The organism is Betaproteobacteria bacterium, from assembly GCA_016194905.1.
Lineage (GTDB): Bacteria > Pseudomonadota > Gammaproteobacteria > Burkholderiales > JACQAP01 > JACQAP01.
Map to the genome: position 1 here is coordinate 24,458 of JACQAP010000012.1, position 23,875 is coordinate 48,332.

Annotated in this window: 22 protein-coding genes; 15 read left to right on the plus strand and 7 right to left on the minus strand. The window is 60.6% G+C overall.

The window, feature by feature from the left end:
* Positions 1–338 precede the first annotated feature (338 nt).
* The 3 genes from HY067_06760 to HY067_06770 are packed head-to-tail and all read left to right on the plus strand — an operon-like array spanning position 339 to position 2,746.
* Entirely contained in the window at positions 339–626 is a 288-nt protein-coding gene (locus tag HY067_06760) for a ferrous iron transport protein A (GenBank protein MBI3527653.1), read from the plus strand.
* Positions 623–2,494, plus strand: coding sequence for a ferrous iron transporter B (locus HY067_06765; protein ID MBI3527654.1), 1,872 nt, complete (start codon positions 623–625; stop codon positions 2,492–2,494). Before HY067_06760 ends, HY067_06765 begins: the two co-directional genes overlap by 4 nt.
* A gap of 3 nt (positions 2,495–2,497) precedes the next feature.
* Positions 2,498–2,746: a hypothetical protein gene (locus HY067_06770; protein ID MBI3527655.1), complete on the plus strand. Its 249-nt coding sequence runs from the start codon at positions 2,498–2,500 to the stop codon at positions 2,744–2,746.
* A gap of 50 nt (positions 2,747–2,796) precedes the next feature.
* Here the strand turns inward: HY067_06770 and HY067_06775 are convergent, their stop codons facing one another.
* The 6 genes from HY067_06775 to argH all read right to left on the minus strand — a co-directional run bounded on the left by HY067_06775 (position 2,797) and on the right by argH (position 8,995).
* On the minus strand, positions 2,797–3,444 hold the full coding sequence (locus HY067_06775) for an ATP-binding cassette domain-containing protein (GenBank protein MBI3527656.1): 648 nt from the start codon (positions 3,442–3,444) through the stop codon (positions 2,797–2,799).
* The gene (locus HY067_06780) at positions 3,431–4,216 is read right to left on the minus strand and encodes an ABC transporter ATP-binding protein (protein ID MBI3527657.1); all 786 of its coding nucleotides are present in this window, start codon (positions 4,214–4,216) and stop codon (positions 3,431–3,433) included. The genes HY067_06775 and HY067_06780 overlap by 14 nt, the downstream gene beginning before the upstream one ends.
* Before the next feature lies 1 nt (position 4,217).
* Positions 4,218–5,159: a branched-chain amino acid ABC transporter permease gene (locus HY067_06785; GenBank protein MBI3527658.1), complete on the minus strand. Its 942-nt coding sequence runs from the start codon at positions 5,157–5,159 to the stop codon at positions 4,218–4,220.
* A complete protein-coding gene (locus tag HY067_06790; protein ID MBI3527659.1) occupies positions 5,156–6,052 on the minus strand; it encodes a branched-chain amino acid ABC transporter permease in 897 nt (298 codons plus the stop codon). The genes HY067_06785 and HY067_06790 overlap by 4 nt, the downstream gene beginning before the upstream one ends.
* 34 nt (positions 6,053–6,086) lie before the next feature.
* Positions 6,087–7,379, minus strand: a complete 1,293-nt coding sequence (locus HY067_06795; GenBank protein MBI3527660.1) for an ABC transporter substrate-binding protein — start codon at positions 7,377–7,379, stop codon at positions 6,087–6,089.
* A 206-nt stretch (positions 7,380–7,585) separates the two neighbouring features.
* Positions 7,586–8,995 carry an argininosuccinate lyase gene (gene argH, locus HY067_06800; GenBank protein ID MBI3527661.1) on the minus strand — a complete coding sequence of 470 codons (1,410 nt, stop codon included), beginning with the start codon at positions 8,993–8,995 and terminating at the stop codon, positions 7,586–7,588.
* A gap of 73 nt (positions 8,996–9,068) precedes the next feature.
* Here argH and HY067_06805 point away from each other — a divergent pair, with 73 nt between their 5' ends.
* From HY067_06805 to ppc, 9 genes are all read left to right on the plus strand, one after another.
* On the plus strand, positions 9,069–10,082 hold the full coding sequence (locus HY067_06805; GenBank protein ID MBI3527662.1) for a histidine kinase: 1,014 nt from the start codon (positions 9,069–9,071) through the stop codon (positions 10,080–10,082).
* Positions 10,079–10,852: a response regulator transcription factor gene (locus HY067_06810; protein MBI3527663.1), complete on the plus strand. Its 774-nt coding sequence runs from the start codon at positions 10,079–10,081 to the stop codon at positions 10,850–10,852. The genes HY067_06805 and HY067_06810 overlap by 4 nt, the downstream gene beginning before the upstream one ends.
* A gap of 17 nt (positions 10,853–10,869) precedes the next feature.
* Entirely contained in the window at positions 10,870–11,361 is a 492-nt protein-coding gene (locus tag HY067_06815; GenBank protein MBI3527664.1) for a hypothetical protein, read from the plus strand.
* A 98-nt stretch (positions 11,362–11,459) separates the two neighbouring features.
* Complete coding sequence (locus HY067_06820) at positions 11,460–11,930, plus strand: DNA starvation/stationary phase protection protein (GenBank protein ID MBI3527665.1); 471 nt, start codon at positions 11,460–11,462, stop codon at positions 11,928–11,930.
* Positions 11,931–12,040: 110 nt separating this feature from the next.
* Positions 12,041–12,994 carry a hydroxymethylbilane synthase gene (gene hemC / locus HY067_06825; protein MBI3527666.1) on the plus strand — a complete coding sequence of 318 codons (954 nt, stop codon included), beginning with the start codon at positions 12,041–12,043 and terminating at the stop codon, positions 12,992–12,994.
* On the plus strand, positions 12,991–13,779 hold the full coding sequence (locus HY067_06830) for a uroporphyrinogen-III synthase (protein MBI3527667.1): 789 nt from the start codon (positions 12,991–12,993) through the stop codon (positions 13,777–13,779). The genes hemC and HY067_06830 overlap by 4 nt, the downstream gene beginning before the upstream one ends.
* 24 nt (positions 13,780–13,803) lie before the next feature.
* A complete protein-coding gene (locus HY067_06835; GenBank protein MBI3527668.1) occupies positions 13,804–14,850 on the plus strand; it encodes a uroporphyrinogen-III C-methyltransferase in 1,047 nt (348 codons plus the stop codon).
* A gap of 33 nt (positions 14,851–14,883) precedes the next feature.
* Positions 14,884–16,092, plus strand: a complete 1,209-nt coding sequence (locus tag HY067_06840) for a heme biosynthesis protein HemY (GenBank protein ID MBI3527669.1) — start codon at positions 14,884–14,886, stop codon at positions 16,090–16,092.
* Positions 16,093–16,272: 180 nt separating this feature from the next.
* Positions 16,273–19,056: a phosphoenolpyruvate carboxylase gene (ppc, locus tag HY067_06845; GenBank protein ID MBI3527670.1), complete on the plus strand. Its 2,784-nt coding sequence runs from the start codon at positions 16,273–16,275 to the stop codon at positions 19,054–19,056.
* Between the two features lie 11 nt (positions 19,057–19,067).
* Here the strand turns inward: ppc and HY067_06850 are convergent, their stop codons facing one another.
* Positions 19,068–20,102, minus strand: coding sequence for a CDP-6-deoxy-delta-3,4-glucoseen reductase (locus HY067_06850; protein MBI3527671.1), 1,035 nt, complete (start codon positions 20,100–20,102; stop codon positions 19,068–19,070).
* 50 nt (positions 20,103–20,152) lie between these two features.
* On the opposite strand from HY067_06850, the gene HY067_06855 reads away from it, so the two are divergent.
* Genes HY067_06855 through dsbD form a run of 3 tightly spaced genes read left to right on the plus strand, consistent with a single transcriptional unit; the run spans position 20,153 to position 23,715 of the window.
* Positions 20,153–21,031 carry an SDR family oxidoreductase gene (locus HY067_06855; GenBank protein MBI3527672.1) on the plus strand — a complete coding sequence of 293 codons (879 nt, stop codon included), beginning with the start codon at positions 20,153–20,155 and terminating at the stop codon, positions 21,029–21,031.
* Positions 21,032–21,081: 50 nt separating this feature from the next.
* Positions 21,082–21,417, plus strand: coding sequence for a divalent-cation tolerance protein CutA (locus HY067_06860; GenBank protein ID MBI3527673.1), 336 nt, complete (start codon positions 21,082–21,084; stop codon positions 21,415–21,417).
* Between the two features lie 30 nt (positions 21,418–21,447).
* Complete coding sequence (gene dsbD, locus HY067_06865) at positions 21,448–23,715, plus strand: protein-disulfide reductase DsbD (GenBank protein ID MBI3527674.1); 2,268 nt, start codon at positions 21,448–21,450, stop codon at positions 23,713–23,715.
* Positions 23,716–23,875: the final 160 nt, after the last annotated feature.

Consider the following 23,875-nt stretch of genomic DNA (forward strand, 5'->3'; position numbering starts at 1 on the left):
AAGAACATTCGGACGGCGCGCAAGTTTACCCCGACGGGATGGACGAGTGAATCCGGGGAGAAACGGTCCGGAAACCGGTAGAAATCAGGCATATCCCGCATGAATGCTCTGGTATCGACATGGTCAGGCGTCATGCCGGAGCTTGAAGGCCATGAAGTCCCGCGCAGATCCGGCCAGCCGAGGACGGATCAGACAATGTTGCCCGGTCGGGAAAGCCCGCTGTTCCCTGTGAACTGTTCCCTGATGCCAAGGCCGGCAAAAAGGCTCATAATAATAACGATTCCCATTAACCCCGATTCCGCGAACACAGCATGCCTTTAGATTCTTCCCCTGATTCGATGGCGATAGCAGAACGGCTGGTTCCGCTGAGCAGCATTGGTGTTGGTCAGACCGCCATCATCCGCGAGGTGCGCACCGGAACATCCGAGTCCGAGGGTAGCGATATCGGCCTGCGCTTGCTCGAACTCGGATTCGTCGAAGGCGAATCCCTGCGCGTCATCGCTCACGGCTATCCTGGCCGCGAGCCCCTTGCCGTGCGCATAGGCAACACGACTTTCGCATTGCGCCGCTTCGAGGCCGAACATGTCCTGGTGGTAGGGTCGGCGCAATCGGGATCGAGTTCATGACCCCTTCCCAGCCTGCGTTGCGCGTCGCACTGCTCGGCAACCCCAATTGCGGAAAGACCGCGTTGTTCAATCTGCTGACTGGCAGCCGGCAAAAGGTTGCGAACTATGCGGGCGTGACGGTCGAACGCAAGGAAGGCCTGTTCGAAACGCCGAACGGGCAACGTATCCGTGTTCTGGATCTGCCGGGCGCATACAGTCTGAATGCGATCAGCCTGGACGAAACTATCACGCGCGACGTCGTGCTTGGCACGGTACAGAATGAAGAGCGTCCGGACCTGTTGGTGTGCGTAACCGACGCGACCAACTTGCGCCTCAACCTTCGGCTCGTCGTGGAAGCGAAGCGGTTGGGGCTGCCGACGGTGCTTGCGTTGAACATGGCCGACGTCGCAAAGCATCGTGGCGTGGAGATCGATGTCGCCGCGCTCGAGCGGGAACTCGGCATGCCCGTGGTGCAGACCGTGGCGGTGAGGCGTGGTGGAGCGAACGAACTGATCAGCGCGATTCAGAGCCATATTCTGGACCACCCGATGGCTGTTTCCGCATGGAAGGCACCGGATGACGCTGATGTGGCGACGACACAGCGCGAAGTCCGGCGCGTCCTTGCCATTGCCGTGCGCGAACCGCCGAACGAATTGCACGTTGACGACGCGCTCGATCGCGTTGTAATGCATCCCTTGTGGGGCTATGTCATCCTGGCCGTAACGCTGTTTTTGATGTTCCAAGCTGTCTTCAGTTGGGCGCAGTTGCCGATGGATGCGATCAAGGCGGGGGTCGAGGCAACCGGCAACCTGATGAAGACATGGCTGCCCGAGGGCATCCTGCAAAGCCTGCTCGTCGATGGCGTCATCGCGGGCGCGGGAAGCGTACTGGTATTCCTGCCCCAGATCCTGATCCTTTTCTTGTTCATCCTGGCGCTGGAAGATTCAGGCTATTTGCCGCGCGCCGCGTTCATGCTCGATCGGCTGATGGGCACGGTGGGGCTCTCGGGCCGCTCCTTCATTCCGCTGCTGTCGAGCTTCGCGTGCGCGATCCCCGGGATCATGGCTACGCGCAATATCGGCAACTGGCGCGATCGTCTGACCACGATCATGATTGCTCCGCTGACGACCTGCTCGGCCCGGCTGCCGGTCTACGCGCTGATCATCGGTGCGTTCATTCCGCAGAGAACCGTTCTCGGATTCCTCAATCTTCAGGGGGTGGTGCTCTTCGTTCTGTATCTCGCGGGAATCGTGAGCGCGATGGCGGTCGCCTGGGTACTGAAGCTCGTCGCCGGACGCAAAATGCTGCATCCGCTCCTGATGGAGCTGCCTTCCTACCGCTGGCCCAATCCGAGAAACCTCGTGATGGGGCTCGTCGAGCGGGCGAAAATTTTTCTCTCTCGCGTCGGCACGATCATCCTCTCGTTGACCATCCTGCTGTGGTTCCTGTCCTCGTTCCCGGCGCCCCCGGCCGGCGCCACCGAACCTGCGATCCAATACAGCCTCGCCGGAATGATCGGGCGGGCGCTCGAAACGGTGCTGGCGCCGATAGGATTCAACTGGCAGATATCGATTGCCCTGATACCGGGACTAGCGGCGCGCGAAGTTGCGGTGGGTGCGCTCGGAACGGTCTACGCGCTGTCCGCGACCGGCGAAAATGTGGCGGCGCAGCTGACGCCGATGATCGCGCAGAGCTGGTCGCTCGCCACGGCGTTCTCGCTGCTTGCCTGGTACGTGTTTGCGCCGCAATGCATTTCGACGTTGTCGATCGTGCGGCGTGAAACCAATTCGATACGCTATCCGTTGATCATGGCGGGCTATCTGTTTCTACTTGCCTACCTGGCTTCCTTCATCACTTATCGGGTTGCCCTGGTGTTGACGGGAGGCTGATTCATGCAGACCCTGATTGCTTACTTCATCGTCGCCCTTGCGATCATCTACGCCGGATGGCTGTTCATGCCGCAAACCATGCGCCGCTGGCTGATTGCCCGTCTCATCACGCTTGCGCCAGCCTCACAGCGCGCCCGGTTCACCCGTCTGCAATCGGGCGCCGAAAGCGTGGGCTGCAGCACTTGCAAGGGGTGTGCGACGGATGCGCAGCCGGCCTCGCGGGTCGAGACAATTCAACTGCACCGCCGCTAGCCCGAATCTTTAATGCGGGTGCCGCTGCGGAAATGGCACGGCAGAGTGGATCAGCCGGCGACCGAAACTTGGCCGCGGTCGATCGAGTAAATCACGTCGAGCATCTCCCGCGAGTGCGAGAGATCGGATTCCGTCAGGACAATCGAAAGTCCCCGTTGTTTGAGTCCTGCAATAACCTCCGCAAGTCGTTTGGCCAGTACCGGTGCCACGCCTTCGAACGGTTCGTCGAGCAATAGAAGTTTGGTACCGCACATCAGCGCTCGCGCCAGCGCCACCAGTTTTTGTTGCCCGCCGGAAAGCTGCAATGCCTTGCGGCCGGAGAAAGCCTCGACCTCTGGGATCATTTTGTATACGTCGGCCAACCGCGCACGAGTATCGCCCACACCTGCGGACCAGGCCGGGATCAGCACGTTTTCTTCGACGGTCAGCGACGGCACCAACCGGCGGTCTTCCGGCATGTAGCCGATGCCATTGCGTGCGCGCTGGTGGACCGGCGTCTTTCCGAGCGGCGAACCGTCGAAACGGATGCTTCCCTGGCGCGGCGGCAGAATGCCCATTACCGAGCGCATGAGCGTGGTCTTGCCGGCGCCGTTGCGGCCGATAAGACCCACGAATTTTCCAGTCGGTACATCCATGTTCACGCCGCGCAGGATGCCGACCGATGCGATCGAGACGTCGAGCCCGTCAATGCGCAGCATGACGTCCCCCAGCAGTGGTATGTTGAGTTTCGCCGGTAACGTATTTGCGGACTTCGATATCGCTCAGCACTGCGGCGGGCAGGCCGTCGGCAATGATGCGGCCTTCATAGAAGGCCAGCACGCGCTGGGTATAGCGGGTGACGATTTCCATGTCGTGTTCGACGAATAGCACAGTCACCTTCTGCGCACGCACCGCTTCCATCACCATGTCCATCAGCGTGAATTTCTCGTCCGCCGATACGCCGGACGTCGGTTCATCGAGCAGCAGGATCTTCGGTTTCACCGCCATCGCCATCGCGATATCGAGCAATTTACGTATGCCTTCGGGTAGTACACCGGCCAGCTTGTCGCGATAGTCGGTCAGCCGAAAACGCTCGAGTATGCTATTGACCGCTTCGCCGGGTGTATCGACGTAGTGGCTGGCCTGCGCCCAATTCTTTCCTCCCGATACGACGATGCCGATTCCGACCAGCAGATTGTCGTAAACCGACAGCGAATTGAACAATTGCGGAATCTGGAACGAGCGGCAGATACCCAGCCGCGTGATCTGACGCGGGCTGAACGGGGTGATGTCGCGGCCGCCGAATGTGATGGTGCCGGCGCTGGGTTTGAGATAGCCGGTGACCATATTGATGAACGTCGTCTTGCCGGCGCCGTTGCTGCCGATCAGCCCCACTATGGCATCCTGCTCGACTGCAACATTGATGTCGTTGGCGGCTGTCACTGCGCCAAAACTCTTGTTCAATCCCTTCGCTTCGAGAACGATAGCCATGTCAGGCCGCCTTGCGCTTGCGCGTGAACAATGACCACAGTCCACCGGGCAGGAACATGATGACGACCAGCATGGTGATGCCGAGCGCCATCTGCCAGGTATTCGGCGAATACTCATAGGCAAAGCTGCGGATGGTCTCGAAGATGAATGCGCCGAGGAAAGGGGCGAGCACGCTGCCGGTGCCGGCCAGAATGCCGACGAAAACGAATTCACCGGATGTCGTCCAGTATGCCATCTCGGGATCGATGTGACCGACGGCGATCGCCGCAAGCGCGCCGCCGCCGCCGGCGAGTACCGCGGAGATCACATAATTCACATGAATGACGTTGCCCACCGACGCGCCCATGTACTCGACGCGCAACTCGTTGTCGCGGATCGCCCCGGCCAGCCTGCCCATGTGGGAGTTCAGATACCTGTGCATGAAGACGCCGGCAATGAAAGCGAATACCACCGTCAAGGCATAGCGCACGTAACGGTCGACCGATGTTCCCGCGACCGTAATGCCTGCGATCCTGGACGCTGCGATGTTGAAGCCATCGCTCGATCCCAGCGACGAAGTCTTGACCAGCAAGCCGTACAGAATCATCGAAAACGCCAGCGACAGCATGGCGAAAAAAATGTCGCGATACTTCCGCAGCAGCAGCCCGAGTGCGGCAGACGCCAGGGCGGTCACCATCACGGCGGCGACCAGCATCACGGCCATGTCCGAGATTTTGAATACCTGGTCGAGCGTGCCGGCCGCGTAGGCACCAAGGCAGTAATACAGACCATGGCCGAACGACACGACGCCGGTGCGCATCAGCAGCATCATGCCGAGTACCACGATGCCGTAGCACAACGACACGTTGATCAGGAACATCGCCCAGCGTGGCAGGAAGGGGCCGACCGCGAGAAGGATGATCGAACCTGCAATGAGAATCGGGAGTGTCGGGTCGTGCTTCATATCTTGCGGGCTTCCTGTGCGCTGAAGAGGCCCTTGGGCCGCATGATCAGCACGACGGCCATGACCAGGTAAATGCTGAACAGGTCGAGTTCCGGCCGGTAATGTACGGCAGCCGAGCGCACGATGCCGACAAGTATCGCGGCGAGCGCGGCTCCCGGCAGGCTGCCCAGCCCGCCGATCACCACGACGGCGAACGCGAGCACGATGGTCTCCGCGCCGATGCCGGGTTGCACGGAGATCATCGGCGCCGTCAGCGTGCCGCCAAGCGCGCCGAGCATTGCGCCGACGGTGAAGGTGATGAAGTACACGCGACCGACGTTAATGCCCATCGCTCCCGACATTTCCCGGTCATGAATCACCGCCAGCAACATCTTGCCCTGCCGGGTTTTGGTCAGAACCCAGGCGAGCACCGCGCCGATGAGCACCGCGGCGCCGAACAGCACAAGATTGTAGTTCGGGTACGTCAGGTCGCCGACATCGAAGCTGCCCAGCAGGCCGTAGGGTTGTGCGATGAAATAGGGGTCGACACCCCAAGCCAGCTTGACGAAGTCTTCGAGGATCAGGAATACCGCATAGGTGACCAGGACCAGCACGATCTCGTCCTTGCCATACATGAAACGCAGCAGGCCGCGTTCGATTACCGGACCGGCGATCAATCCCACCAGGATTGCCGCAACCAGCATGACGGCATAGCTGCCCATGGGCGGGTAGCCATGATTGATCCAATAGCCGGCGAGCGATGCGGCACTGTAAGCGCCAAGGGCGTACAGGCTGCCGTGGGCGATGTTCAGGATCTTCATCACGCCGTAGATCAGCGTGAGGCCGACGGCGATGATGAACAGCCACGACGAATAGATCAGCCCGTCGATCAGGACGGCGAGAAGTTGAGCCATGATTTAAAGCGGGGTGAGGCTTGGCGCCGGGTGCCTACCACTTGCCGGGTTTCATGCCCGCCTTGATCCAGTCGACGCTCTTTATACCCTCCGGGGGCTGGACGCGCTCGACCGGGTAATATTTGATGTTGCCGACGGCGATCTGTCCATTGACCGTGCGCGTCGTGCCATAAGCGGTGCCGGTCACGGCCTGATGTCCTTTGCCGAGCTTCATCATCACCTTGCCGCTCGGCGAATCGAAGGTCTCGTACTCGAATGCCTTGATGATCTCATCGGTGCCGGGTGTGCCCTGCGACTTCGCTTTTTCATAGGCGGTCTTCAGGCCGAGAAACGCCTGGGCGACGCTGTACGCCGGGTAATTCGGATAATTTTCCGCGCGCTCCTTGTAAATATGCCGCAGCCAGTCGTTCAACGCGCTTTTCTGCGCATAAACCCCGCTGGGACCGCGCGCGCCGATGATGGTGCCGTCGGGAATATTACCCGGCAATCTGTGCAGGTAAGGTTCGCCGGCCACCAGGATGAGCTGGCTGCGGGTGAACAGGTTCCGCGGCGTGGCCTGCAGCATGAAGGCCTCCAGATCTCCGCCCCACAGACTGGAGTGAATCACGTCGGAATTACTCTGCAGCAGCGCCGAGATTTCAGGGCCGTACTGACCGGCGCCGAACTTCGGCATTTGCGACGTGGTGATGGTGAGCTCGGGTTTCAACGCCGCCATGACCGCCGTAAAGTCGGCCCAGGAATCCTGTCCCCATGCGTAGTTCTGGTTGATGCCCCCCAGGCTCTTCACGGCGGGCCGGTTCTCCAACAGGTACATTGCGCCGGCCACTGCGTCCATGGTGGCATGCGGCCTGGTGCGAAACACGTATTTGTAGCTCGCGTCTTCGAACACGCGCGGTGTGCCGCAGTCGAACAGGATGGTGATCTTCTTGAGTTCTTCCGCCACCGGCGCCACGGCTAGACAATCGCCGCTGCCGATGTAGCCGATCACGAAATCGACGTCCTGGCGTTCGACGAGATTGCGCAACTCGGCGACTTGTTTGGTCGCGCCCCCCGCTTCGTCGATCACCACCAGTTCCAGCGGCGTGCCGCCAAATCCTTTGGTGGCGTACGGGGCGGGTACCTTGCCCGCATTGAGCGAATCCACGATCGCTTCGGCGGCGAGCTTGGCGGGGACACCGAACGGTCCGGAAGCAGGACCCGAGAGAAAAGTCACCAGGCCAATCCGGATCGGCTTGTCCTGCGCGCTACAGACGGCGGGGGCGGTAACCAGCACTGCAACAAGCAGAGCGAACGCCGGCTTGAGCAACTTCAGGGCATGCGTGTTCATGCTGTCTCCTCTTTTTATAGAGTTCTTATGATGCTTCGGAAAATAATCCTGCGAGCCTTTCGCCGAGACGGACTATTCGAATTTAGCCGGAATCTATCAGGTTTTGACCTTGCCCAGCAACGCATCGATAGCCCGGGAGAGCGCAGGAAGAAAATCGCCCGGACAGCGGCGTGGAGCAGACCGACGACAGCCGCCTGTCGGAAAAATTAACGCCCGGCCAACCAGCGGCGCGCGCGCGCGATAGCGGCCCGTACCTGTTTCGGTGCCGTGCCGCCGATATGATCGCGCGCCGCCAGCGAACCTTCGAGCGACAGCTTGTCGATCACGTCCGCGTCGATCAGGTTCGAGAACTGTTTCAATTCGTCCACGCCCAGTTGCGCGAGATCGATGCCTTTCTCCGCGGCGCGGCGTACGGCACGTGCGACGACTTCGTGGGCTTCGCGGAACGGCATGCCCTTTTTCACCAGATAGTCGGCGAGATCGGTCGCCGTGGCACAGCCTTCCATTGCGGCGCGACGCATCGCCTTTTTGTCGACGGTGATGCCGCCCACCATGTCAGCGTAGATCCTCAAGGTCGCGCCGAGGGTGTCCACGGTATCGAACAGCGGTTCCTTGTCTTCCTGGTTGTCCTTGTTGTAGGCGAGCGGCTGACCCTTCATGAGCGTCAGCAGCCCCACCAGATGGCCATTGACGCGCCCGGTCTTGCCGCGGACGAGTTCAGGCACATCCGGATTTTTCTTCTGCGGCATCATCGACGAGCCGGTGCAAAACCGGTCGGCCAGCCGGATGAAGCCGAAGCGAGGGTTCATCCACAGGATCAATTCTTCGGAAAGCCGGGACAGGTGCATCATGACCAGGGCCGCGCAGGCGCAAAACTCGATCGCAAAGTCCCGGTCGGATACGGCGTCGAGCGAATTTTCACAGATGCCGTCGAAGCCGAGCTCTGACGCGACACGTTCACGATCGATCGGGAATGTCGTTCCCGCAAGTGCACCGGCGCCCAGCGGAAGCTGATTGAGCCGTTTGCGACAATCCGCAAAGCGCGACGCGTCCCGCCCGAGCATCTCGTAATAGGCCATCAGATGATGCGCGAAACTCACCGGCTGTGCGACCTGCAGGTGCGTGAAACCGGGCATCAGCGTATCGACATGCTGGTCTGCAAGATCTAGCAGGCGGCCCTGGAACGCGGCGATGAGCATAAGCGTCTCGTCGATGGCGGCGCGCAGGTAAAGCCGGATGTCGGTCGCCACCTGGTCATTGCGCGAGCGGCCGGTGTGCAAACGCTTGCCGGCATCGCCGACCAGATCAGTCAGGCGTTTCTCGATATTGAGGTGGACATCTTCGAGGTCTATCGACCACGTGAACTTCCCCTGCTGGATTTCATCGAGGATGCTCGCCATGCCACGTTCGATGTCGGCGAGGTCGGCCTTGGACAACACGCCGACCGCATGCAGCATGCGCGCATGCGCGAGTGAGCCCTGAATGTCGAACTCGGCCAGCTTCTTGTCGAAGCCGACGGACGCCGTGTAGCGTTTGACCAATTCCGCGACGGGCTCGTCGAATCTGCCCGACCACGTCTTGCCGTTCTTGTCTGCCGGCGGTTCCTGTTGTTGCATTGGTGGTCTGCCCCGTTCACAATGGAATGCGTTAAACAATTGTTTTGGCGTGCGTTTCGGCACGTCTTTACAGATGGCAAGTATAAATCAAAACCCCTCCGCGACTCTGCTGCCGAATTTCCGAAATCTTGGAGTCATGCTGCGGGTGCTGGTCATCGTTACGGCGCTAACTGTCGTTGCGGCGATGCTGAAATCGTCGAACTGGAGCAGCCTCTTGCAGCAGTGGGTAGGTATCGCAGCCGTGGTGCAGCCGATTGCGATCCTTTCGGTGTTGCTGCTGGGCGCAGCGAATTCGTGGCTGCACAGGATTGAATATCGTTCCGCAGTCGTGCTGATCGTGCTCGCGGAGCTCGCCATCACCCTGCTCGTGCTACGCTTCGGGGCGTTGATCCTGGAGACGGGAATGGAAGAGGCCGGACGCGACGTTTTCTTTGCCGTCGCAACCACGCTCGCGCTGATCGGGTATTTCAATCTGCGCAATCGCGCGCTTTCGCCCGCGTTGACGGAGGCCAGACTGCAAGCGCTGCAGGCACGCATCCGGCCGCATTTCCTGTTCAACAGCATCAACGCGGTGCTGTCGCTGATACGAGCCGAGCCTCGACGCGCGGAGGCCGCACTCGAGGACATGGCCGATCTGTTCCGCGTACTGATGGCCGACAATCGCGACCTTGTACCGCTGGAAAACGAGGTCGAGTTGTGCCGTCAGTATCTCGCTCTCGAGCAACTGCGTCTGGGAGAACGACTGCAGATCGAATGGCATGTGGACAATATGCCCAAAGATGCGCTCATGCCGCCGCTGGTGCTGCAGCCGCTCCTCGAGAATGCGGTCTATCACGGCATCGAGACGTCGATCGAACCCGGCGTGGTCAGCGTCAATATCTACCATGTTCGCGATCAGGTGCACATGGTTCTGCGCAATCCATATCGCAAGGACGGCAATCACCACGCCGGCAACAAGATGGCTCTGGGCAATATCCGGGAGCGTCTGGCGCTGCACTTCGACGCAGAAGCGAGCCTGCAGGCCCGTGTAGGCGATAGCGAGTACGAGGTTCACATTACAATTCCGTACGTGAGAGCGGACGAATGACGAAACATCCCCAGGCATTGAAGGTCGTCATTGCCGACGACGAAACGCCTGCTCGCAGTCGTGTACGCGATCTGCTGGAAGACTGCGCGGGCAGCTTCCCGATCGAGCTCGTCGGCGAGGCCGCAAGCGGACGCGAGTTGCTCGCGTTGCTGGGAAGGACGACGGCGGACGTGGTGCTGCTCGACATCCGCATGCCGGAAATGGATGGACTCGAAGCGGCGCAGCATCTTCTAAAATTTCCAGACCCGCCTTCGGTGATTTTCACGACGGCGTACAACGACTACGCGCTAAGGGCGTTCGAGCTGCATGCAGTAGATTATCTGGTCAAGCCGATCCGGCTGCGGCGGTTGCACGACGCATTGACGAGAGCGCGGGCGATCACGCCGCTGAGTCTGGACGTCCTGCAGAGAATCGCTCCCGAGCCGCGCAAACATCTTTCAGTACAGGAACGCGGCAAGGTCATGCTGATCGCCGTGTCCGATATTCGCTATCTCCGGGCCGAGCTCAAATACGTGACCGTACGCACGGCTATCCGTGAGCATCTCGTGGAAGAGTCGCTCTCCCGCCTGGAGCAAGAGTTCACCGATCAATTCGTGCGCATCCATCGCAGCTGCCTGGTGGCGAAAGCGCACATCATCGGTTTCGAGAAAGAGGGCGGCGACAGCGGCGAGGCGCGTTGGGTGGTGACGCTGGCCGGACTCGATGAAAAACTGCAGGTGAGCCGCCGCCAGCAGCACATCGTCAAGGAACTGGGGCGCAACGTCCTGTGAGCGCACGTCATTGCACAGTGTTCCTTTTGCTGGTCGCCGGCGCAGCATCCGGCGCGCAGGGTATCGAAGCGCTCGGCTCGCGGCTTTCCGATCTCGACCGCAGGCTTTACTCGTGTGCCGAGACCGGTGCGCACACCCTGTGCCGGGCAGGGGGAAAGGCCCTCGAGCATCTGGGTTTGCCGGTTCTGGGGATGACGCTCGAGTACCGCGGAGAACTTCTGAATCGAACGACGGTCCTGTTCGATGAGGCGCGGTTTGCCGAAGTCGAGGGCCGCCTGACGGCGCGGTTTGGCGCGTCCGAGGTTCACGACGAACAGTTGCGCAGCGGCATGGCCGGCGCGATCGCCAGTCGGGTCCGCGTCTGGCGCAGAGACGGCAATGTCGTGATGCTGGAGCAGTTTTCCGGGAAGATCACCAGTTCGGCGCTTCGCTATCTGACCTCGGACGACTACCGGGAACTCATGCATGCCCGCGATGCCGTGCGCATTCGCGGCACACGCGATCTTTAGAGCAGCATCGCGCAAGTCCCGCTGAAAACGGCGAAGAATTGTCCTATGATTCGAATCAGGTGCAGGTCCTCTTCAACCCAGACGCAAGGGAATCAAGAATGGCTGCTGATCTTGGCATCAAGGAGAAAGACCGGGTACAGATCGTCGATGGCTTGTCGAAGTTGCTTGCCGATACGTACACGCTTTACCTGAAGACCCATAACTTTCACTGGAACGTGACCGGCCCGATGTTCCAGACGCTGCACCTTATGTTCCAGACGCAGTACACCGAGCTGTGGACCAATATCGATCTGATTGCAGAGCGCATCCGCTCCCTGGATGCGCCCGCGCCGGGCACTTACGCGCAGTTTTCGAAGCTCGCATCCATCAAGGAAACGCCGGGCGTGCCCAAGGCCCAGGACATGATCAAGATCCTGCTGCAGGGACACGAAGCAGTCACGCGTACGGCGCGAAAGGTTTTTCCTGCCGCCGAGAGCGGCAACGACCAGCCGACCATGGATCTTCTGACCCAAAGAATGGAGGTTCATGAAAAGACAGCCTGGATGCTGAGAAGTCTCTTGGAGAAATAATCCGGTACGCGGACCCGCAAGCTTATTCAAGTCTTACTGATCCTCGGGCCGCTTCCGGCTACCCCGCAGCGGCCCGGATTCTTTCTTTGTCCCAGCAAAAAGCCTGAGGTTTGCTTTCCGCCGTGAATCATCCTTCCCAATTCGTCATCGCCACCCGCAAGAGCGCGCTGGCGATGTGGCAGGCACGCCACATTGAGGCAAGGCTGCGCGCCCTTTATCCGACAATTCAGACGCATCTGCTGGGCATCACCACGGAAGGAGACCGCGTGCTCGGCACGCCGCTCGCCAAGATCGGCGGCAAGGGACTGTTCGTCAAGGAACTCGAGTTGGCTCTCGAATCGGGGCAGGCGGACATCGCGGTGCATTCGATGAAGGATGTGCCGATGAATCTGGCGGCCGGATTCAGTATTGCGGCAATCACCGAGCGCGAGGATCCGCGGGACGCCTTCGTGTCCAACGGCTATCGAGACCTGGAGAGTATGCCGCCAGGCAGCGCGATAGGCACCTCCAGCCTGAGGCGCGCGAGTCAGTTGCGCGCGCGCTTTCCCCATTTTCGCGTTGAGCCCCTGCGCGGTAACGTCCAGACGCGTCTGCGCAAACTGGACGAAGGCAAGTACGCTGCCGTCATCCTCGCAGCGGCCGGACTCAAACGCCTCGGACTTTCCGCACGCATCACCACGATTCTCGAACCGGCATACAGCCTGCCGGCAGTTGGGCAGGGTGCGCTGGGGATCGAGTGCCGTTCCGAGCGCAGTGACGTGATCGCGGCGCTGGCCCCACTGAATGATCCGGACACTCGCTGGTGCGTGGAAGCCGAGCGCGCGCTGAGCCGGGCACTTGCCGGCAGTTGCCAGGTACCGCTGGGCGGTTTCGCCGAGATCAGCGGCGGCAGTGCGCGGTTGCGCGGATTCGTCGCCAGTCCGGACGGCAGCCGCATGGTTTATGACGAGGTTACCACGCCGCGTTCGGGCATGCCGCAGGAACTCGGTAATGCCGTAGCGCAGCGCCTGATCGCGAAGGGCGCACGCGAGATTCTCGCCGGGCTGGACGGGCAGCCCGAATGAAACCGCAGTTAGCCGGAGCGGGAATCCTGGTTACGCGGCCCGAAGAACAATCCGTTCAGCTTGCCCGGCTTATCCGCGATGCAGGCGGCGAACCCATTTTGTTCCCGGCCCTGGAGATCGAACCGCTGGCGGAAACGGCGATGGCACCCGTCCTCAACCACCTGCTGCATTTCGATCTGGTTGTTTTCGTCAGCCCGAATGCGGCGCGCATGGCCATGCCGCAAATTCTGAAGAATGGCGGCCTGCCCGCTCACGCCAAAGTCGCTGCGGTCGGGCCGGGAACGGCGGCCGAGTTGAAAAAATCCGGGGTGCGGAACATCATCTCACCACGGGAGGGTTTCGACAGCGAGGCCTTGATGGGCGAGCTGTCGGCCATGCCGTTCGGCGGCAGCCGAGCCCTCATAGTCCGGGGACGTGGCGGCCGCGAATTCCTGGGCGAGACCTTGCGCTCGCGCGGTGCCGCAGTCGAATATCTCGAGTGCTATCGCCGGGTGAAGCCGGATCGCGACATGCGGGAATTGTTGTCGCGGTCGGGGCGCGATGGCATGAAGGCCTGCCTGGCAACCAGTTCGAGCATCGTCGGAAACCTGTTTGAGATGGCTGGAGCGGCGGGGCGCTCCTGGCTGTGCAGCCTGCCGTTCTTCGTTCCCCATCCGCGGGTGGCTGCCACGGCATTTTCCCGCAGGGTGCAATGTGTGTTCGTCGCCGGCAACGGCGATGAAGCCCTGGTGGCGGGACTGGAAACCTGGTTCGCACGTTTGCGTGTGCCCCACCCCGCTTCGTGAGTCATTGGATTTCACGCAAAAGAGATGGCCGATCAATCCGACGATAAGCTTTTGGTCACGACCGCGCCGATGTCGACGCCGCGCCGGTCGCCGTTCGTAACCATGGCCTTGCTGCTGGCACTCGCAGCGGCGGCACTTGCCGGGTGGCAGTGGTTCGATTCTCGCCGCAGTTTCGGCCTCCTCGAGCACGAGGTGGCAAAACGCCTTGGCGAAGTCGATGCCCTGGGTCGCGACACCCGTGCGCTGGCGGCGCAATCGCGCGACACGATGGTTGACGTAGCCGCGAGGCTCGGACAGCTCGAGGCGCGCGTGTTTGAAACGCAGAACCAGCGGCTCGCGCTCGAGTCGCTTTATCGCGATCTCGCGCGCAGTCGCGACGAGTGGACGCTGGCCGAGGTCGAACAGGTTCTGCTGATCGCCAACCAGCAGTTGCAACTGGCCGGCAACGTGAAGGCGGCGCTGATCGCCCTGGAAACGGCCGATGCACGCCTGGCGCGCATGGACCGGCCGCAGTTGACTCCGCTGCGTCGCGTGATCAACCAGGATATGGAGCGGTTGAAAGCGATGCCTTACGTGGACGTCGTGGGCATGGCGTTGCGCTTGGACAACGTCGTGAACCAAGTCGACACGCTGTCGCTGGCCATGGAACAAAGACCCGCGCGGCCGAATCCTGAACCGGAATCGACCGCGGCCGGTTTCTGGCAGCGATTGTGGCGCGAGGGGAAACAGGACATGCGCGATTTGATCCGCATCCAGAACGTCGAGAAACCTGAAGTCCCGCTGCTCTCGCCGGACCAGGCATTCTTCCTGAGACAGAATCTGAAGTTCCGCCTGCTCGGCGCTCGCCTGGCGCTGCTCGCGCACGATGAAGGCAGTTTCAAGGCCGACCTGAAAGCTGCTTCCGGCTGGCTGACGCAGTACTACGACGGTGCCGACAAGACGGTTGCAGCCGCCCAATCCACCCTCAAACAACTGATCCAGTCGGATATCGGCATCCAGATGCCCGACATTTCCGCGAGCCTGGATGCGGCGCGCAATTTCAAGCTCGTGCGCGAACGCTCGCCTCGTTGATTCAATGCGGCCAAGACTGAGCAAGGGGCACTGATGCGAGCATTGTTGTGGGTGTTGGGCCTGTTTGCGGTCGCGGTCGGGTTGGTGATTGCGGCACGCTACAACAACGGCTACGTACTGCTGGTACTGCCGCCGTGGCGCGTCGAGCTCTCGCTCAACCTCGCGATCATGCTGGCGCTGTCGGTCTTCTTCATCGCTTATGTCGTGGTACGTACCATCATTGTCACGGCGACCATGCCGGCGCGTGTGCGTGCGTTCCAGAAGAGGCGCTCGGAGAACCGGGCGCGAGCGGTATTCAATGAAGCGCTGATCAATTTCTTCGAGGGCCGCTTCGGGCGGGCGGAAAAAGCCGCTTCCGCAGCGCTGAAAGCTGGCGAATCCCCCGCGCTTTCCGCCATGCTGGCGGCGCGCGCCGCACACGGTATGCGTGCCTATGCCACCCGCGACAAATATCTCGCGAAGGCCGCCAGCACGGATCCCGACGAAGACGCGATGAGGTTCATGGCGCAAGCGGAAATGCTGCTCGATGAGCGTCGTTACTACGACGCTCTGGACGTTCTGAAAAGGCTTCCGGAGAAGCATACTGCGGCACTTCGCCTGGAATTGCGTGCGCAGCAGATGGCAATGAACTGGGAACGCGTACTGGCACTCATTCCCCAGCTCGAAAAGCGCAGGGTGTTCGAGCGTCCGGTCGTCGCCCAACTGCGCCGGCAAGCCGTCATCGAAAGCCTAAAGCGCAAGGCAGTAGACGACAAATCGCTGCGGGAATATTGGGACAGGCTTCCTGCGGAAGATCGATACGAACCCCGCATTGCCGCAACGGCAGCGCAGTCTTTCATCGCCCTGGGCAGCTGTCGGGAAGCGCACAAGATTGTGGAGGAGGGGCTCGAACGGCAGTGGGACTCAGCACTTCTGGCAATTTATTCCGAATGCCTCGGCACCGACGTGAGACAGCAGTTGGAGCGAGCGGAAAATTGGCTCGAGCGCCATCCACGTGACGCCGTGCTGCTGCTGACATTGGGACGGCTTTGCGCCCGCCAGGGTTTATGGGGTAAGGCACGCAGTTATCTCGAAGCCAGTCGTTCGATCGAGCCCACGCACTCGGCGCACCTCGAACTCGGACGCCTGCTGGAGCGCGAGGGCAAGCCCGCCGAGGCGACCGCCGAGTATCAAAAGGCGTTGGAGCTTACGCTCGAACAATTGAAGCAATACGCCGGCGGACGCAGAAGGCCGGTGGTTTGATATCGCGCACTGTTATTGCGCGGGCGTCCGCACAGCGGCGGGCTGGAAGCAATATTCAACGCCTTGAGTTGCTGGGGAAAAGGATTCCTTTTACAGGCGGGCGCAAGGTTTGCTTGATGGCATGCGGGCCGTTAGCGCAGCCAAGTTTTTTCCATGCCGCAGGGCTCGCGCGGCGAAACCATGACTGAGTTTGTTCACATGAATGCTCCAGGCCAGCATCCGGCTGCAACCGACAAGGAATCGCCACTGCGGGAAGATATCCGCCTGTTGGGACGTATCCTCGGCGATACCCTGCGCGAGCAGGAGGGCGAGGCGATATACGACCTGATCGAGCGCACGCGGCAGAATGCAATCCGATTTCGCCGGGATCGTGATCCTGCGGCGAAGCGCGAGCTGGAGGCCATGCTCAACAAGCTCGATCCGGTGCGCACCATCGCGGTCGTGCGGGCGTTCAGCTATTTTTCGCAACTGGCCAATATTGCCGAGGACCAGCATCACAACCGTCGTCGTCGCGCACACCTGATTGTCGGTTCGGCTCCGCAGGAAGGCAGCATGGCGCTGGCGCTGGCCCGCGCGCGCGAAGACGGAGTCACGTCGGATCAGGTTTCGGAATTCTTCTCCCATGCATTGATCTCGCCGGTGCTGACCGCACACCCGACGGAGGTCCAGCGCAAGAGCATTCTCGATTGCCAGCTCGAGATCGCGCGTCTGCTGACCGAGCGAGACCGCACCCAGCTCACGCCGGATGAACTGTTGCAGAACGAAGAGGCGCTGCGTCGCGTTGTGCTGACGCTATGGCAGACCCGCATCCTGCGCGAGTTGCGGCTGACGGTGAATGACGAGATCGAGAACGGGCTGTCGTACTACCGTTATACCTTTCTGCGTCAACTGCCCAGGCTCTATGCGGAGATCGAGGATCTTCTCGCGGATTGGAACTTTGGCAAGGTCAGATCCGCAAACTTCCTGAGGCTGGGCAGCTGGATCGGCGGCGATCGCGACGGCAATCCCCATGTGACCGATGACGTGATGCGGCACGCGCTTGCGCGCCAGTCTGTCACTGCGATGGACTACTACTTCGATGAGCTTCATCAGCTGGGCGGGGAGCTGTCGCAATCGGTGCGCATCGTGGAAACCACGCCTGCACTCGATGAGCTGGCGGCCCGCTCGCCGGATATTTCCGAGCATCGCCGTGACGAGCCCTACCGTCGCGCATTGACCGGGATCTATGCCCGGCTTTCCGCGACCTCGCATGCGCTCGGTCATCGCGTGCCCGACAGGCCGGCGGTTGCCCATGCGCAACCCTATCGGGACAACGCCGAATTCGCGAAGGATCTTGCGGTACTGGCGGACTCGCTGGCGGCCAACGGCTCCAAGCGCGTTGCACGAGGCAGATTGCGCAATCTGTTGCGGGCGGCAGACGTATTCGGTTTCCATCTGGCGCCGCTGGACATGCGTCAGCACAGCGGCGTGCACGAACAAGTCGTCAGCGAATTGTTCTCGCTCGGCGCGCGCAAAGAAGGCTATGCCGAACTCGACGAAAATCGGCGCCGCGAATGGTTGCTACAAGAACTCAAACTGCCGAGATTGCTGCGTTCTCCCTACCTGAAATACAGCGAGGATGTCGCCAAGGAACTGGCGATCCTCGATACCGCCGCGCAGATGCACCGCCGATTTGGCGCCGAGGCGTTGCCGAACTACATCATCTCCAAGGCCGACGGCGTCAGCGATCTGCTCGAAGTTGCGCTCCTGCTGAAGGAAGTCGGTTTGCTGCACGCGGGCGAGAATCCGCGGTTGGAACTCAACATCATCCCGTTGTTCGAGACGATTGCGGACCTGCGGGACTGCGGCCCCATCATGGACCAGTTGTTCTCTGAGCCTTACTATCGACAGTTGCTCACGAGCCGCGGTGGGGTGCAGGAAGTGATGCTCGGCTATTCCGACAGCAACAAGGATGGGGGATTCCTTACTGCAAACTGGGAGCTGTACAAGGCGGAAGTCGAACTCGTCAAAGTATTCGCCCGCCATGGCGTGAAGCTGCGGCTGTTTCATGGTCGCGGCGGCTCAGTTGGTCGCGGCGGTGGCCCGAGTTACCAGGCCATCCTTGCGCAGCCGCCCGGCAGCGTTGCGGGACAGATCCGCATCACCGAGCAGGGTGAAGTGATTGCCAGCAAGTATTCCGATCCGGACATTGGTCGGCGCAATCTGGAGACTCTGTTGGCGGCAACCTTCGAGGCTACCGTGCTCAGGGCGGAAGGCGGCGAGCAGTCTGCTTATCTCGAAATCATGGAAGAAATGAGTGCGGCGGCATTCGCCGCTTATAGAAAGCTGGTCTACGAAACGCCTGGCTTCGTGCAATTCTTCCGTAGCGCGACCCCGATCACGGAAATTGCCGATCTGAATGTGGGAAGCCGCCCTGCCTCGCGCAAGAAGACCGACCGCATCGAAGACCTGCGGGCGATCCCCTGGGTATTTTCGTGGTCGCTGTCGCGCATCATGTTGCCGGGCTGGTATGGTTTCGGCGCCGCAGTCGAAGAACTGATCGCGCGTCGCGGCGAAAGCGGCATGGAAGTACTACGACAGATGTACCGGGAGTGGCCTTTCTTCCGCACACTACTCTCGAACATGGACATGCTGCTGGCGAAAAGCGACATCAGCATTGCTTCACGCTACGCGGAATTGGTGACGGACGTGCAACTGCGCGAAAGCATATTCGCGCAGATTCAGGACGAATGGCACCGGACGGTGCGTTACCTGCTGATGATCACCGGCCAGAGCGAACTGCTGGAGGCTAATCCGGCGCTGTCGCGCAGTCTGCGCAACCGTTCGCCCTATATCGATCCGCTCAATCACCTGCAGGTGGAACTGCTCCGGCGTTTTCGTGCGGGTGAAACGCAGGAGCGGACACGGCGTGCGATCCTGCTGACCATCAATGGTATCGCCGCGGGCTTGCGCAACAGCGGCTAGAAATTTGGGACTCAGGCTGCGGCCGGTTTAGGATCGACCGAAGGCGTGAACGCGTCGGAGTAGAACTCGTCTTCCGGCAACCGGCACAGGGTCGTGAAATCCTTGTGCGCGGACTCGACAACCACAGGTGCGCCACAGGCATACACCTGATATCCCGACAGGTCGGGCAAGTCCTCCATGACCGCCTTGTGGACGAATCCCGCGCGCCCGTGCCAACTGTCTTCAGCAATCGCATCTGAAACCACCGGGATGAAGCTGAAGTTGTCGTGCTCCTGCTGCCATTTCCCTGCGAGATCTGCCATGTACAAGTCCGTCGGACGGCGGCCACCCCAATAGAGCACCATTTGACGCGTGGATCCCGTATGGAACGCATGTTCGATGATGCTTTTGATCGGTGCGAAACCGGTGCCGCTGGCGACCAGGACCATCGGTTTGTCCGAATCCTCGCGCATGAAGAACGTACCCAAGGGCCCCTCGAAGCGCAGGATGTCCTTTTCCTTCATCTTGTTGAAAACGAACTCGGTGAAAGCGCCGTTGGCCATGTTGCGCACGTGCAGTTCGATATATTCGTCGTCGTGCGGTGGATTGCCCATCGAATACGATCGGCGTTTGCCGTCCTTCATCAGGATGTCGATGTATTGGCCGGCGAGAAACTGAAGGCGTTCGTTCGCCGGCAACTTCAGCTTCAACACGATGACGTCTGGTGCAAGCCTGTGCGTTTCCTGCACCCGGCAAGGCAGCTTCCGGATATCTAGTTGACCGACGCCGCGTATCTCGCGTGCTTCGATGACGAGGTCCGTAAGCGGCCTGGCCTGGCAGAACAGCGCAAATCCGGCCTTTTTTTCGAATTCGGCCAAGACGTACGGCTGCGGATTGCCATAGTCCACACTGCCCTCGAGGATTTTTCCCTTGCAGGCGCCGCAGGCGCCGTTGCGGCATCCGTAGGGCAGCGTAAAGCCTGCCCGCAGCGCTTCGGCAAGCACGGTCTCACCGTCGCCGCACGTAAAGGTATGATTGCTGGGTTTGATCGTTACCTGACGAGACATAACGTCGATACTCTCCCGAAGCCGATCCGGGTCCGGGTTAAAATGAACGCATGAGACGATTGCTTATCATCGGTTGCGGAGATGTCGGCTTGCGCTTGGCCAACGTGCTGAGGGGCCGCTGGCGCCTCTACGCGCTTACGCACTCGCAGAACCGCTATTCGACGCTGCGTGCGGAAGGCGTCATGCCGGTGTCTGGAGACTTGGATCGTCCGGAAACACTGCAACGGATTGCCGGCCTCGCCCAGGACGTCGTGCATCTCGCGCCACCGCCAGGTTCGGGCGTTCGCGATACGCGGACCATCAACCTCATAAGAGTTCTCGCGAAGGGCGGCAGTCTACCACAGCGCCTGGTGTACATCAGTACCAGCGGAGTATATGGCGATTGCGGCGGCGATGTGATCGACGAAACGCGCCGCGCGCGGCCTTTCAGCGATCGCGCGAAGCGCCGGCTCGATGCGGAACAACAGTTGCGTGGGTGGGGCGCCGAGAATGGCGTGCAGGTCAGTATCCTTCGCGTGCCGGGAATTTATTCCGCCGGGCGGCTACCGATTGCTCGCCTCAAAGCGGGCATACCGGCTCTGGCACCGGAGCGGGATCCCTATACAAACCACATCCACGCCGACGATCTGGCACGTACTGTATTGGCGGCCTTGACCCGCGGACGCGCTGGGCGTGCTTATAACGCGTCGGACGGCTGCTGGATGAAGATGGGGGAGTATTTCGATATGGTCGCCGCGCAATTCAACCTCCCTCGTCCACCACGGGTGAGTTGGGAGGCCGCGCAAACGGAACTTCCCGAGAACCTGCTGTCATTCATGCGCGAATCGCGACGACTGGCCAATGGGCGGCTGAAGAAGGAGTTGCGCGTGCGGTTGCTATATCCTTCCGCGCAGCAGGGCGTTGTGGCTGCGTGGGAAGGAGCGAAATAGTTCTGATCGATGCAGCCTGCGCGAAGGATCCTGGATTGGAGGAGGATCGTATGGCCGTCGACAACCGCGACATTATTATTGTATTGACCAATCTTCCGGACAGGGCAACTGCAACACGGTTGGCGGCCTTGCTGGTCGAGCGTCGCCACGCAGCGTGCGTCAACATCCTCGCCGAGTGTACGTCCGTATATCGCTGGGAGGGCAGGGTTAAGACAGCCATCGAAGTGCCGATGTTGATCAAGACTTCCCGGTCCGCCTATTCGCGTCTCGAAGAGGAAATTCTCGCCAATCATCCGTATGAACTTCCCGAGATCGTGAGTGTCCCTCTCGGGGCCGGATTGCCCGCGTATCTGGACTGGGTGGCGGCGGAATCCGTCGTTGAGTAAGACGCCGAGTTCAATCCCGCTATTGCAAACATGAAATTTCCTTCCGAACGCGTCATCGCACTCCTGCTGGCAATTCTGCCTGCGATCGTGCTCGGCCCGGCTTTGGCCGCAGAGGAACTTCTAGAGCCCGATCTGGCATTCCGCATTTCGGCAAAAATCGTCGACCTGGAAACGGTTCAGGTGCGCTATCAGATTGCGGACGGTTATTACATGTATCGTACCCGCTTCCACTTTGCAGACGCGCAAGGCTCGGTGAAGCTCGGCAAGGCGCGCATGCCTGACGGCAAGATCACGGAGGACGAGTTCTTCGGCAAGGTCGAGACTTATCGCGGCACGCTGGTGATCGATTTGCCGCTTAAATCACCGGTCTCAGCCGCGGGTTTTACGTTAAGCGTTGTTTCCCAGGGTTGCGCCGACATTGGCGTGTGCTATACGCCATTGACCCAGAGGGTGAAATTGTTCCCTGCGGGGTATTCGGATGCCGGGCCGGATACCTCGGGCAAGTCTTCAGGGTTGCTTGCGCGACTTCAGGGCGGGGCCACGCCCTCTGCGGGCGAGGAAGAATTTCTTCCGGTCGAGAAGGCGTTCACCGTCGAAGTTCGTGCGGCGGATGCTCAGACGCTCGTTGCGCGCCTGACTCCGGCAGACAGCTACTACTTGTATCGCGACAAGATTCGATTCTCGATCGGGCCCGATGAAAAGGCGGCGATCGATACGGTGCAGTTGCCTCGCGGAGAGCCGAAGCAGGATCCGAATTTCGGCGAGACCGAGGTATTCCATGCGCCGGTGCAGGCAGTGATCCGGCTGGTAAGGAATACCCCGGAGCAGATCCCTTTGGTTTTGAACGTCGGTTTTCAGGGCTGTAGTGAAAAAGGATTGTGCTACCCGCCGGTGACCCGGCAGCATCCGATCGCGCTCGCGGCGCTCGATGCGGCCGCTCCCTCGACGCAATCCTTTGCTGACACGGTGTCGAAGCCCGCGGACGGTTCGATTCAACAGCCTGCGGAAGACCGGCGGATTGCACGGCTGCTGGGAACCGGCAACTTCTGGCTGGTCATGGCGAGCTTTCTCGGCTTCGGCTTACTGCTGTCGTTTACGCCGTGTGTTCTGCCGATGATTCCGATCCTGTCCGGGATGATTGCCGGTCAGGGCAGCAAGGTGACGCGGGCGCGCGGATTTACCTTGTCCGCGACGTATGTTCTCGGCATGGCGCTCGCGTATGCGATTGCCGGGGTGCTCGCGGGATTATCCGGAACCCTTTTGTCCGGTGCATTGCAGAACCCTTGGGTGTTGGGCGCGTTCGCGGGCATATTCGTATTGCTGGCATTGTCCATGTTCGGCTTCTACGAACTGCAATTGCCGTCCGCATGGCGGACAAGCGCGACCGATACCAGCAACCGGCTTACAGGAGGCACGCTGGTGGGTGTATTTGTCATGGGCGTGCTGTCAGCTTTGATCGTGGGGCCGTGCGTCGCTGCGCCGCTGGCTGGCGCGCTGCTCTACGTCAGCCAGTCGCGCGACGTGCTGTTGGGGGGATCGGCTCTATTCATGATGGCCCTGGGCATGGGTCTGCCGCTGCTCGTAATCGGGGCTTCAGCCGGCGCGCTCTTGCCGAAGGCCGGTGCCTGGATGCAGGCCGTGAAGAATTTCTTTGGTGTCCTGTTGCTTGCCGCGGCGATCTGGATGATTTCGCCGCTCATCCCGACCATTGCCCAGATGCTGTGCTGGTCGGCGCTGATGATTATTTCCGGGATCTATCTGCATGCAATCGATCCTCTGCCGGCCGGGGCGGGCGGTTTGCGCAGGCTCTGGAAAGGTGTTGGCGTCATCGTGCTGTTGATCGGCGTTGCTATGCTGATTGGCGGACTTTCCGGCGCGCGCGATATCTTTCAACCCTTGTCCGGCCTGCGGATGAGGGCGGGCGGCGGGGATGCGCAGACCCCTTTCGTCCGCGTGGCATCGGTTGCGGAACTCGACCATGCCTTGGCTCAGGCGGGTAAACCCGTCATGCTGGACTTCTATGCCGACTGGTGTGTGTCCTGCAAGGAAATGGAGCGGCTGACATTTCGGGACGAAGAGGTCAAAAAGCGCCTTGGAGCGATGCTGTTGCTCCAGGCCGACGTAACCGCCAATTCTGCCGACGACGCGGCTCTTCTGAAGCGCTTTGGTCTTTTCGGACCGCCCGGGATTATCTTCTTCGATCGCAACGGCAAGGAAATCGAAGGTTCCCGCGTAATCGGTTATCGATCAGCAGAACGATTTCTTCCTATCCTGATTCAAGTGGCCGGCGCACGTTGAGGATCAAAATAGGCCTACTTCGTTTCTTACGCCCGAAATAGATATTGTTCGTCGTGGATGTAACACGAAATGTCGCTATTACGCCCTTAAATTCTACTAATTTCGGTTATTTACGCGGGTTCTGAATACTATCCGCTTATTTTCACTATCGTCTGACCGG

Bases quoted from the DNA above. Each gene is read 5' to 3' on its own strand.
- HY067_06760 (MBI3527653.1), top strand. From the start codon at position 339: ATGGCGATAGCAGAACGGCTGGTTCCGCTGAGCAGCATTGGTGTTGGT.
- HY067_06765 (MBI3527654.1), top strand. From the start codon at position 623: ATGACCCCTTCCCAGCCTGCGTTGCGCGTCGCACTGCTCGGCAACCCC.
- HY067_06770 (MBI3527655.1), top strand. From the start codon at position 2,498: ATGCAGACCCTGATTGCTTACTTCATCGTCGCCCTTGCGATCATCTAC.
- HY067_06775 (MBI3527656.1), bottom strand. From the start codon at position 3,444: ATGCTGCGCATTGACGGGCTCGACGTCTCGATCGCATCGGTCGGCATC.
- HY067_06780 (MBI3527657.1), bottom strand. From the start codon at position 4,216: ATGGCTATCGTTCTCGAAGCGAAGGGATTGAACAAGAGTTTTGGCGCA.
- HY067_06785 (MBI3527658.1), bottom strand. From the start codon at position 5,159: ATGAAGCACGACCCGACACTCCCGATTCTCATTGCAGGTTCGATCATC.
- HY067_06790 (MBI3527659.1), bottom strand. From the start codon at position 6,052: ATGGCTCAACTTCTCGCCGTCCTGATCGACGGGCTGATCTATTCGTCG.
- HY067_06795 (MBI3527660.1), bottom strand. From the start codon at position 7,379: ATGAACACGCATGCCCTGAAGTTGCTCAAGCCGGCGTTCGCTCTGCTT.
- argH (MBI3527661.1), bottom strand. From the start codon at position 8,995: ATGCAACAACAGGAACCGCCGGCAGACAAGAACGGCAAGACGTGGTCG.
- HY067_06805 (MBI3527662.1), top strand. From the start codon at position 9,069: ATGGCAAGTATAAATCAAAACCCCTCCGCGACTCTGCTGCCGAATTTC.
- HY067_06810 (MBI3527663.1), top strand. From the start codon at position 10,079: ATGACGAAACATCCCCAGGCATTGAAGGTCGTCATTGCCGACGACGAA.
- HY067_06820 (MBI3527665.1), top strand. From the start codon at position 11,460: ATGGCTGCTGATCTTGGCATCAAGGAGAAAGACCGGGTACAGATCGTC.
- HY067_06830 (MBI3527667.1), top strand. From the start codon at position 12,991: ATGAAACCGCAGTTAGCCGGAGCGGGAATCCTGGTTACGCGGCCCGAA.
- HY067_06835 (MBI3527668.1), top strand. From the start codon at position 13,804: ATGGCCGATCAATCCGACGATAAGCTTTTGGTCACGACCGCGCCGATG.
- HY067_06840 (MBI3527669.1), top strand. From the start codon at position 14,884: ATGCGAGCATTGTTGTGGGTGTTGGGCCTGTTTGCGGTCGCGGTCGGG.
- ppc (MBI3527670.1), top strand. From the start codon at position 16,273: ATGACTGAGTTTGTTCACATGAATGCTCCAGGCCAGCATCCGGCTGCA.
- HY067_06850 (MBI3527671.1), bottom strand. From the start codon at position 20,102: ATGTCTCGTCAGGTAACGATCAAACCCAGCAATCATACCTTTACGTGC.
- HY067_06855 (MBI3527672.1), top strand. From the start codon at position 20,153: ATGAGACGATTGCTTATCATCGGTTGCGGAGATGTCGGCTTGCGCTTG.
- HY067_06860 (MBI3527673.1), top strand. From the start codon at position 21,082: ATGGCCGTCGACAACCGCGACATTATTATTGTATTGACCAATCTTCCG.
- dsbD (MBI3527674.1), top strand. From the start codon at position 21,448: ATGAAATTTCCTTCCGAACGCGTCATCGCACTCCTGCTGGCAATTCTG.